Origin of the sequence: Neobacillus drentensis, from assembly GCF_036962765.1 — a bacterium.
Lineage (GTDB): Bacteria > Bacillota > Bacilli > Bacillales > Cytobacillaceae > Neobacillus > Neobacillus drentensis_C.
Map to the genome: position 1 here is coordinate 1 of NZ_JBALOS010000100.1, position 10,824 is coordinate 10,824.

At 40.1% G+C, this 10,824-nt stretch carries 8 protein-coding genes and 1 pseudogene; 3 read left to right on the forward strand and 6 right to left on the reverse strand.

What is annotated here, in order from left to right; genetic code table 11:
* Positions 1-74: 74 nt before the first annotated feature.
* Positions 75-269: an alpha/beta-type small acid-soluble spore protein gene (locus V7137_RS13855; protein ID WP_308105535.1), complete on the forward strand. Its 195-nt coding sequence runs from the start codon at positions 75-77 to the stop codon at positions 267-269.
* Between the two features lie 118 nt (positions 270-387).
* The gene (locus V7137_RS13860) at positions 388-1,224 is read left to right on the forward strand and encodes an SDR family oxidoreductase (protein ID WP_335698629.1); all 837 of its coding nucleotides are present in this window, start codon (positions 388-390) and stop codon (positions 1,222-1,224) included.
* Here V7137_RS13860 and V7137_RS13865 read toward each other — a convergent pair.
* Positions 1,221-1,793, reverse strand: a complete 573-nt coding sequence (locus V7137_RS13865; RefSeq protein WP_335698630.1) for a DUF2062 domain-containing protein — start codon at positions 1,791-1,793, stop codon at positions 1,221-1,223. The two genes, V7137_RS13860 and V7137_RS13865, sit on opposite strands and share 4 nt — an antisense overlap.
* Before the next feature lie 420 nt (positions 1,794-2,213).
* Between V7137_RS13865 and V7137_RS13870 the strand changes: the two genes are divergently transcribed.
* The gene (locus V7137_RS13870; protein ID WP_335698631.1) at positions 2,214-3,803 is read left to right on the forward strand and encodes an acetolactate synthase large subunit; all 1,590 of its coding nucleotides are present in this window, start codon (positions 2,214-2,216) and stop codon (positions 3,801-3,803) included.
* An 816-nt stretch (positions 3,804-4,619) separates the two neighbouring features.
* On the opposite strand, the pseudogene V7137_RS13875 reads toward V7137_RS13870, so the two are convergent.
* The 5 genes and pseudogenes from V7137_RS13875 to V7137_RS13895 form a co-directional block, all read right to left on the reverse strand.
* Positions 4,620-4,841: pseudogene (locus V7137_RS13875) on the reverse strand (isocitrate/isopropylmalate family dehydrogenase); the annotation flags it as partial.
* A complete protein-coding gene (locus V7137_RS13880) occupies positions 4,841-6,793 on the reverse strand; it encodes an FUSC family protein (protein WP_335698632.1) in 1,953 nt (650 codons plus the stop codon). The gene V7137_RS13880 and the pseudogene V7137_RS13875, both read right to left, overlap by 1 nt.
* A gap of 285 nt (positions 6,794-7,078) precedes the next feature.
* Positions 7,079-7,798, reverse strand: coding sequence for a purine-nucleoside phosphorylase (deoD, locus tag V7137_RS13885; protein ID WP_335698633.1), 720 nt, complete (start codon positions 7,796-7,798; stop codon positions 7,079-7,081).
* A 109-nt stretch (positions 7,799-7,907) separates the two neighbouring features.
* Positions 7,908-10,091: a malate synthase G gene (locus V7137_RS13890; RefSeq protein WP_335698634.1), complete on the reverse strand. Its 2,184-nt coding sequence runs from the start codon at positions 10,089-10,091 to the stop codon at positions 7,908-7,910.
* Between the two features lie 269 nt (positions 10,092-10,360).
* Positions 10,361-10,534 carry a hypothetical protein gene (locus V7137_RS13895; RefSeq protein ID WP_335698635.1) on the reverse strand — a complete coding sequence of 58 codons (174 nt, stop codon included), beginning with the start codon at positions 10,532-10,534 and terminating at the stop codon, positions 10,361-10,363.
* Positions 10,535-10,824 lie beyond the last annotated feature (290 nt).

Consider the following 10,824-nt stretch of genomic DNA (forward strand, 5'->3'; position numbering starts at 1 on the left):
ACCAAAACCGGTTAAATTATATACGAGCAATTCCTCATTGCTCAACAAAAAACTTTCGTCGGGAGTGATGTATCATGGCTAGAAACAAACTATTGGTTCCTGGAGCTGACAATGCTTTAGATCAAATGAAAGAAGAGATTGCCAACGAGTTTGGAGTTCAACTTGGTGCTGATACGACCGCACGAGCAAACGGTTCAGTCGGCGGTGAAATGACGAAACGTCTTGTTGCCTATGCTGAACAAACCCTCCGAAATCAACAAAATCAATAACGGTTGATTTCAAAAAGAGACTGTCCCACGTATTTTGGGACAGTCTTTTTCCATTTTGGGTATACAACCTTCTCCCTTTTACGATTAAATAGAAGAAAAGGCAGTTAAGGAGGAAATCATGAAGCAGAGAACAGCAATTGTTACAGGGTCTTCAAGCGGGTTCGGGATGTTAACCGTGATTGAATTAGCATTAAAGGGCTTTACCGTGGTCGCAACCATGAGAGATATCTCAAAAGCAGAGAGATTATTAGCTCTAGCTAAAGAAAACAAAGTCGAGGATTTCATCAATGTTCAACCGCTTGATGTAACTTCTAGTGATTCGATTCAACAATTTCGAAGCGTTCTCGTTGCTTACACCACAGTCGACGTGTTAGTGAACAATGCAGGGTTTGCCCTTGGTGGTTTTAGTGAAGAATTATCAATTGATGATTATCGGAGTCAATTCGAAACAAACCTATTCGGAGTAATTGCTGTCACTCAAGCGGTTCTGCCAATAATGCGGGAAAAGAAACAAGGTAGAATAATCAATATCAGCAGTATAAGCGGGAGACTAGGATTCCCAGGCTTATCTGCTTATGTTGCATCCAAATATGCTCTTGAGGGCTATAGCGAAAGCTTACGTCTCGAACTGAAACCATTTGGGATTGATGTTTCCTTAATTGAGCCCGGTTCTTATCAAACCAACATCTGGGCAAGTGTGGACGGAATGGAGGTCAATCCTCAGTCCCCGTACACCTCTTATATGGAGAGTTTACTTAATGAAATTGAAGGCGGAAAACCCCATCATGGCAATCCCATCGAGGTCGCGAAATTGGCTGCACAAATTGCCTCGCAACCAAAATTACCTGACCTTAGATATCCCATCGGGGCAGGTGTAAAGAATATGATAAGATTAAAAAATTTACTGCCATGGAAATTGTTAGAAACAATCATTCTTAAGCGCCTTAAACCTTAATTATTTGTCGCATCAATCATGATCAAGTTATTTTTACGAAGGGCTTGTTTATCTCGAATTCTCGTCAGTCTTTTCGTCTTTTCTTTTTCATAAAAATAATGAACGAGGAAGTAAGAGATGATCCCGAGGATGATCCCAAAGATCGTCATCCCAATTAACACATGGACCCCGCCATGAAGAAGACCGACCACACCACGGAAATCGCCATGCATGAATGGTTCAAAAGAAAACGGTGGCTTATGACCGATTTTCCCGTCAATGGGATAAATCAGTTTACCGATTTTTTTTGCAAATGGCAGGAGCAGAACAGGTAAAAAGGATAGCTTTCCAATCACATTTCCGATGATAGCTGCAGGCAAGGAACCTCTTGCAATCCGAACCATTGGTACAAATACGATATAAATAAGGGAAGCAGAAGAAAGGACAATCAATTCTAGGCCAAAGCCAATCGCAAATCCTAAAGAAACTTTTTTGGCTCCACCAGGAGAACGAAGCAATTTAATAAAATTCAACTTAAAAGCTCGTCCAATTCGTTTAAAAAAAGGATGTTTTTTAGGTTTTATGTTCATACGAATACTTCCTTTTTATATCAGATTTTCAAAACCATCGGCAATTAGTTCAATATTCCTATTACAAATATCATAACATTAAAAATAGAATAATTAAGGGCAAATTTGTGAAATGTAAGCGAAATTATATATTACCAAGGATAATTTTTCCTCTATCCTCCTAGAAGCAGGGATTAAATAAAGAATGATTATTATTATTCCTTAGTTCATTAAAATAAGCCGTGAAAAAGTGATAAAATGCTTTTATTTTCCTTATTAAAATTAAATCGGTTTTAGGAAAGAATATGGGTAGGAAACGTATGGTCCCTGGAAAGGTGAAAAATTGTCGGCAGCGGTAACCATACTAGACGTGATGCCCAAAACGGTTAATAATTTTAGGCATCGGTAATCATAGGAAATTAACATGATATGGAGGACATGATGAAGGTAACGGATGTACTTGTTCATTGTTTAGAAAACGAAGGCGTGGAATATGTGTTTGGAATTGTCGGCACGGAAATATTGGACCTCGTTGATTCCCTATCAAACTCGTCCCAAATCCAGTACGTAAATGTTCGGCACGAGCAAGGTGCAGCATTTATGGCCGATGTTTATGGAAGATTGTCAAGAAAAGTGGGTGTATGTTTATCAACCCTAGGTCCTGGAGCTTCCAATTTATTGACGGGAATTGCAAGCGCACAGCTCGATCATTCCTCCGTAGTGGCCTTAATTGGCCAAGCTGGTTTGGAACGTCACCATAAAGAATCCCATCAATACATCGATATCGTAAAAATGTTCGAACCTGTATCCAAATGGAGCACACAAATCAATGAATCACAAACAGTCCCGGCGATCATTCGAAAAGCATTCAGGATAGCAAAAATGGAAAAACCGGGTTCCGTCACCATTAGTTTACCAGAGAACTTTGCCACTCAAATGATTCCAGGTGAGCCACTACCCGTGACATCATTGCCTGAATGTATTCCTGTTAACGAGGCAATCGAAGCAGCAATTACCCTGATCAAAAAAAGTCTGAAACCCTTTATTATTGTTGGTAACGGGGTCATTAGGCAGGAGGGAGTCTCTGAACTTCTACCCTTTATTGAGACCCTTCAATCCCCCGTTACACATAGTTTTATGGCAAAAGGGGTGCTTTTTAAAGAACACCCCCTTAATTTCTTTACCTTCGGATTTAAGGAAAACGATGAAGTAGGACCTGGATTAAATGAGGCTGATCTCTTGATTGTCATCGGCTTTGACTTTGTTGAAAAACTGCCAAAAGATTGGAATGAAAAGAAACTTCCTGTTCTACATATCGATACATTACCTGCAGAAATCAATGAATATTACCCTGTTAAGGTGGAACTGGTTGGGGATATAAAGAAAACCTTGCAGCGCCTAAATCAATCCGTCCTCCCAGCGAAATCCTGGGTTTCAACAGATAAACTCAAGGAAAACATAAAAACTGTTTATCAAATTGACCCGTATCAACCCAATACTCTCTCCTTTTCGATTGAGAATGTTCTCCACAGTATTGAAGCTCATACTTCAGAGGGAACGATCGTGATATCTGACGTCGGTTCCCATAAGGTTTCAATTGCGCGAACATATCAGCCGAAAGGTCCTAATCGGTTAATTATCTCAAACGGGCTCGCTTCAATGGGAATTGCCGTACCAGGAGCCATCGGGGCTAAGCTAGCTTGTCCCGATGCTCCGGTTATTTGTATCACCGGTGATGGCGGGGCCTTAATGAATTTTGCTGAAATAGAGACGGCCAAACGGCTTGGTCTCTCCTTCATTATCATTGTTTTAAACGACTCGATGTTAAAACTTGAGGTGGAGCAAATGAACCAAAAATTCGGCGAGAGCCAAGGTGCAACCTTCCAAAACCCAGATTTTGTTAAATTGGCTGTCAGTTTCGGAATTTCTGGAAAACGAGCACGTAACCTAATCGAATTTGATAACATCCTCAAAGATGCACTCCTGTATAAGGAGGATATCGTTTTAATCGACGTTGTCTTAGAACATTGACACCCAGCCTGGCATATGGACTACTCCACTCTGAATTAGATGATAGAAAGGCATATTCGAGGGAGGATATCATGAAAAGACCAGAAAAAGTCGAGCGGTTGTTAAGNNTCCCTATCCTTTTTAAAAAGAATATTCCCATATCGACCCAGATCCAGTTATAAATGAAAGAAAATAAAAAAATTACGCCAGTGGTTAACAAGGAAAAGGAAGTTGAAACGGCGGGCCCTAAAACGGGGAAGTTGAAAACACTAAGAAGGACCAAAATACCTAAAGTTAAAAAAGCCGCACCCACTGCGATGATCGTTAATCTTTTTTTGAAAAAGGAAAAAGCGAAACCGGTGCCTAGTCCTAGTAAGCCAGTTGTAAATGGAAAGACAAACAATTCGCTAGGCTGGAGGATAACTAGCAATAAGTTGGTAAGAAAATAGGCCATAGCTCCAAGCGGAAGTGAAAGCATCGAACAGAGAAGGATTGGGGCTGTTGCAAATGGACTGATAAAATACCCAAGGACAGGTATAAAACCTCCTGCAGCTTGGAGAACTGCCGCAATGCTGGCAAAAAGAGCAGCTAAAACCAGACGTTTTGTTTTTGTTTGATGTTTAAAGACTTGCTTAGCTGATTTAATTTCACCCGAAATTGATTTGAATAAATACATCGGTTCCACCCCTGTCTTAACTAGTTAATACATTACAATATATTAACTAGTTAATCGGGATGGAACCGTAAAACCGAGACAACTAATCCAAAACAAATATCGGATAACCTGAAATGGCTAGGCTCGTATATTTCTTTTTAATATTGCTGAATAAACCGCCATTACCTGATTACTAATCTCCTAATAATTTCTTTTGTTACTTCGTCTGTTGTATGTTTTCCTCCAAGGTCTGGTGTTAAGATCCCTGCATTTGTTACGCTTTCAATTGTATCAAGCAATAAATTTCCCAACTCCACTTCACCAAAATGGTCCAACATCATTTTGGCCGTCCAGATCTGGCCAATTGGATCCGCGATGCCTTTCCCAATAATATCCGGTGCCGTTACTTAGAAACCTTGACTTCAATTTGAAATGATCTTTGCAAGTGGATAATTTCATTTTTAATGCTAGAAAAACCTTCGATTTCAGGGACATTTTTTAAATAAGGTGGACGTTGCCGCTCGGCAGCATTGGCCATCGTCTCAAATACATAGAGCAACTTGGACAGTTTTTCATCCGAAAGAAATGCCCGCTCTTCAGTTTTTGAACATTTTTCTAATAAAAATCCTAAATGCTCAATCGCAAAAATAACAGACCAATAATCTTCCACAGCCTTTTGATTAACTGGAATCTCTCCCGCCGCTGTATTATAGAGAGTTATTAAATTTATAATATTCGTGCGCATTTTTTTCAATTCCCTACTCTCAGAAGCGATAAAACCATCCCCTTGTTCTGAAAAGAGGATGAACAAAAAATGCGCCTGACTTCGAATGGTTGTGGTAATTAAATGCGGCAGTCGACTAGAGGCTGACCGTCTTCCAACCAACCATATACCGATGATACCTATACAAATTCCGATCACAACATCGATTAATCTAGCCGAAGCAAAATAAGCAAAGCTACGGCCTTCCTGACTCGTGCTTTCTGCCATTAGTAATGCATTCGGTGTAAAAAATAGGGCCGCTAATCCATAATTTTTTACAATAAAAAGTTCGGTAATAAACGTCAATAGGAAGATAAAAAAAGCAATTATATAGCCATCAGGGTGTGTAGCTAGAATGAAACTAGCTATTAAGATACCAAGTATGGTGCCAAATCCTCTTTGAATCGCACGATGATAAGTGGCTACAATCGTCGAACCTGACAAAACAGCTACACAAGATAATGGCACCCAATAGGAGCGGACCAATCCATACTGAAAGGCAATAATAGCAGCAATTATTGTGATAACTCCAAGCTGTATCGCCGTAATAAAAACAATCGAGTCTTTATGAAAGGCTCCCATAAAAACTGTCTTATAAGATGGTTTGAAGATTTGATTGGTTTGGTTTATTTTGGATGTTGGTTCATTCATAATAGCATCAGCATCATAAACTTTTGTAAATAAATGAACCACTTTTTCGTCCACCTCAACAGGCTGGAGAATATTTTTGGTCCCACCTTCACTCTTATCCTTTTTCCCCAATGAATGAGCCATTTCCCGGACAGTCTGACCTAATTCAGGTGGAAGGATAACATGACTTTCTGAAAAACTTTCAAGGACATATAAAAAGATTTTATTTGCATGATTATTTAGCACGTATAAACGATTAAATAGGTCTGTGGTTCGCCAAGGTATATATCCCGCAGCAAGTGTTTCCTCTGCTTCTTTTAGTACCGACATCAAGCGATTTCTGGACTCATTAAATTTCTTTGTACCAACCGAATCCAGAAACGCAGCCAATTCCAGATAAACTCTTTGAACGACCTCTGTTTCCGGGCCATGGGGATTAAAGAACCAGCCTGCCATGGCAATAAACCATGATAAGATACCACCAAGAAACACAAGTCCAGCGCGCAACGGAGCGAGTTCTGGTTGAATCGGCATCCCTGTTGTCATCGCAAAAACTAACACAAAAAAGATGGCAGAGGGTCCCGCTATTCGTAATGCTCCAAAAATAAAAATAGCGGCAGCTCCAATAAATCCCATTAAAATGGAGATGGCAAGCGGATAAGGAGCAGCAAGTGTCCCTAATATGGTGACCGAGCACATACCAAGGATGACAAAAAATAGCTTTTTTGCACGCTGGGCATATGGAATATTAAATACATATAGGTAGGTAAAGCCGCCCATCCCAGCCAACAACCCATATTCAAAGTTATCCAATAATAAGCCAATTATTACAGGGAGAGCAGCAGCAACACCTGCACAAAGGGCCTTAAGCCACGGAAACGGCTTTTTGTTAACTGCCATTGCTTGCTTCATAATTGTTAGGACTTTATAATTAGATGCTCTTGATTTGTGGCTATCAACCATGCAATCGCTTCTTTCCAAAATTAGTCATTTTCTTGAACATTATAATACTAATTTTAGTGAAATGCCATTAGGCTGGTGGCTGGATCATTGATAACGACTTGCTCCAATATTCATTGATTAATAGATAGCTGAAAACATTTGGGGCCAGCCTCTCGGTGCTTTAAAGCAGCGAAAAACTGACCCCATTTTTCTGAAAGAATAGAAATGTAACCGTCTTTCATTGACCGAAAGGATAATTTTTTTCCACCTTCGGTCAATGATTCAGGCAATATCAATTCTGCACACCTAAGCAAGCCCCAACGCAATTTCCATCATATTAGTAAATGCTATTTGTCTTTCCTCTGGTGTCGTTTGTTCATTCCTAATAATATGGTCGCTCACTGTCAAAATGGTCAACGCATTAACCCCTGCATACGCGGCATTCATATAAAGGCCCGCGGTTTCCATTTCTACACAAAGAATTCCCATTTTGCGCCACTTTTCTATAGCAGTCGGGTCAGCATTGTAAAAAATATCACTGGTAAGTACATTCCCGACATGAACAGGAAGACTTTTTGCATCTGCTCCATTCTTTGCTTTTTCCAACAAAGAAAAGGAAGCAATATTAGAAAACTCTCCAGGAAGGTTGTATTGGTGAACATAGCGAGAATCCGTCGATGCCCCCATCGCCAAAACAATATCATACAAATTCATTTGGTCTTGGATGGCGCCACAAGTACCGATCCGAATTAAATTATTCACACCAAAAACATGAATCAGCTCCCAGGAATAGAGACTCATACTGGGCATCCCCATGCCTGTTCCCATAACAGATATTTTCTTCCCTTGATAGGATCCAGTATATCCAAACATATTTCGGACTGAATTAAATTGGACCGGGTTCTCTAAATAGGTTTCAGCAATAAATTTTGCCCGTAAAGGATCACCAGGCAAAAGTATTGTATCGGCAATTTCAACCCCGTTTGGTTTAATATGAGGTGTTTCCTTTTGTTCCGTGTTGCTCATACTTTTCACTCCCTTAATCGATTACTATCAAAAGTATTTTCCCATAAGTTTACAGTTTCATTCATCATAAAAAAGCAACTACATCTATAGCATGTAGTTGCTTTTACTATTAGTTTGGATGCTTGACTCCCCATTTGGCTTTTGCTTCAATACGACTGCGATGCAAAATCGGCTCCGTGTAGCCGTTTGGCTGATCGTATCCTTTAAAAACTAGATCGCAAGCAGCTTGAAACGCCACAGATTGATTGTAATCAACAGCCATTGGGCGATATGCTGGATCAATTGCATTTTGCTGGTCCACCACCTTGGCCATCCTCTCTAAGGTTTCCATTACCTGTTCCTTCGAACAAATCCCATGGTGAAGCCAGTTAGCAATATGTTGACTCGAAATGCGAAGGGTCGCACGGTCCTCCATCAACCCAATATGATTAATATCGGGTACCTTTGAGCAGCCAACACCCATTTCCACCCAGCGAACAACATAACCTAGGATACCCTGTGCATTATTATCAAGCTCCTGCTGGATTTCCTCCGCGGACCAGTTAGTATTTTCGGCAGCAGGGATTGATAGTATCGGATCTCTCAGATCCTGGATATCCATTGCTAATTCTTCTTGCACCTTTGAAACATCCAATTGATGATAATGCAGCGCATGAAGGGTTGCAGCTGTTGGGGAAGGAACCCATGCTGTTGTGCCGCCTGCTTGCAAGTGGCTGATTTTTTGCTTCAGCATTTCGGCCATCAGGTCTGGCATCGCCCACATTCCTTTGCCGATCTGGGCTCGGCCTTTTAATCCCGCTGCAAGTCCGACAAACACATTCGATTTTTCATAGCTTTGCAACCATGTCGAAAATTTCATATCATTTTTCCGAATCACGGCACCGATCTCCATCGACGTATGGATTTCATCTCCCGTCCGATCTAAGAAACCCGTATTAATGAATACGATTCGATCCTTTACTTCACGGATACAATTTTTCAGGTTTAAAGACGTCCGGCGCTCTTCGTCCATAACACCAATCTTTAGGGTATTCCGCTCTAGTCCAAGCATATCTTCCACGCGATTAAATGTTTCGTTTGCAAAAGCCGCTTCTTCGGAACCATGCATTTTCGGTTTAACGATATAAATCGATCCCCTAGAAGAGTTTTGATATTTACCATTTGCCAAAAGAGAATGTTTGGCTATTAAACTGGTAAGGACCGTATCCATTAATCCTTCTGGTACCTCGTTTCCATCCTTATCAAGGATCGCCTGACTTTTCATTAAATGCCCGACAATGCGGACAAACATGAGGGAACGGCCTTTTAAGGCAAATTCCTCACCTGTTGGGGAGATATACTCTCGGTCAGACTGAAGCGAACGAGTAATCGTCTTATTATTTTTTGTAAATGCAGCCGCCAGATCACCTTTCATTAACCCGAGCCAATTGGTGTAAACTTTAACCTTATCCTCTGCATCCACCGCAGCAACAGAATCCTCGCAATCCATAATCGTTGTCAAGGCTGACTCTATGAAAATATCTTTTACTCCAGCTAAATCTGTCTTTCCAATTGGATGGCTGTGGTCAAATTGAATTTCAAAATAGAGTCCATTGTTTTTCAGCAAAATGGCAGATGGTTCTTCTGGATTCCCTTGATACCCACAAAATTTGGATTCATCCAGAAGACCAATGGTTGCGCCGCTACGAAGTAAAACCGCTAATTTCTCATTCACAACAGAATATTTGACAGCTTCCTTATGAGAAAATTGTTTCAACGGAACGGCTTGATCTAGAAACTCTCTTGCAAAAGCAATAACTTTTTCTCCGCGGTTTGGATTGTAAGCCACTTTTCGTTGGGCACCGCCCCCTTCACTAATCGCATCCGTTCCATATAAGGCATCATAAAGACTTCCCCAACGGGCATTGGCAGCATTCAACGCATAGCGGGCATTATCAACAGGGACAACGAGCTGAGGCCCAGCTTTTACCGCTACTTCTTCATCAACATTTTCCGTACTAATCTGAAAATCAGCAGTCTCCGGTTCTAAATAACCAATTTCTTTCAAGAATGATTGATAATTTTCAAAGTGGAAGGTTTTATTGATCCTGTGCCAGACATTGATTTTATGTTGAATGTTATCCCTTCGTTCAAGAAGTTGATTATTAATCGGTGTTAATTCATCAAAGAGTGCTTCAAAATCAGTCCAAAACTGCTCACGGTCCAAGGATGTTCCAGGCAGTGCGTTGTTGTTAATAAAATGGTAAAGGACATCCGCTACTTGAAGATTACCTATTTTTACATAGTTTGACATCTTTCAATTTCCCCCTTATGTAGATTAAACTTTTACATCCGTTAAGAACTTATAAAGCTGCGAATCTCTTTGATGTTTCTTCACCTGCTCCTCCCTTCACTACTTGAAAACTGAAACACCTACATTCTTATTTATAAATTTATAAGCTTCCTATATTATACAATACTTAAAACGAGAAAAAACCTTGCAATTTGCAAAGTTCATTTTAAAATTTGATAAAAATAGTAAAGGCAGCAACTGCTGCCAATAGGATATATCCCTTCAAAAAATTACTTAGCTGAAAGGATTCTGATCTCATTTTCTGCCTCAACCATCCTGCCAAATCGATAGCCTTCAATAAGTACATGCCGCTCATGATCACTTAGTCGACGGTTCCATTTCATTTCTAAAAAATAGATGACTTCGTTATAGAAAATATCCGGGTATTCAAAAGGTTTATTCATAAATATGTCTCCTTCCTTATCTTAATTGCCCTCTACCTATCAGTCTTGACAATTTGCAGAGAAATTAAAAATAGGATTTTAAACAAATTTAAGCCATCAACTTAAAAGTCCATTTCAATGGACAGGTCGTGTCACGGCATCCTTTCAACCTATATTTATGCTCATCCTCCAATGGGAGTTCCGATAGACCAAGCCTTATGTAACCTTCTCGTCATCTAAAATAGTTAAATAATAATTTACCAACTCCGGATATTCCTTTATTTCAGCTTTCCCCTTCTCTGTTATTACAT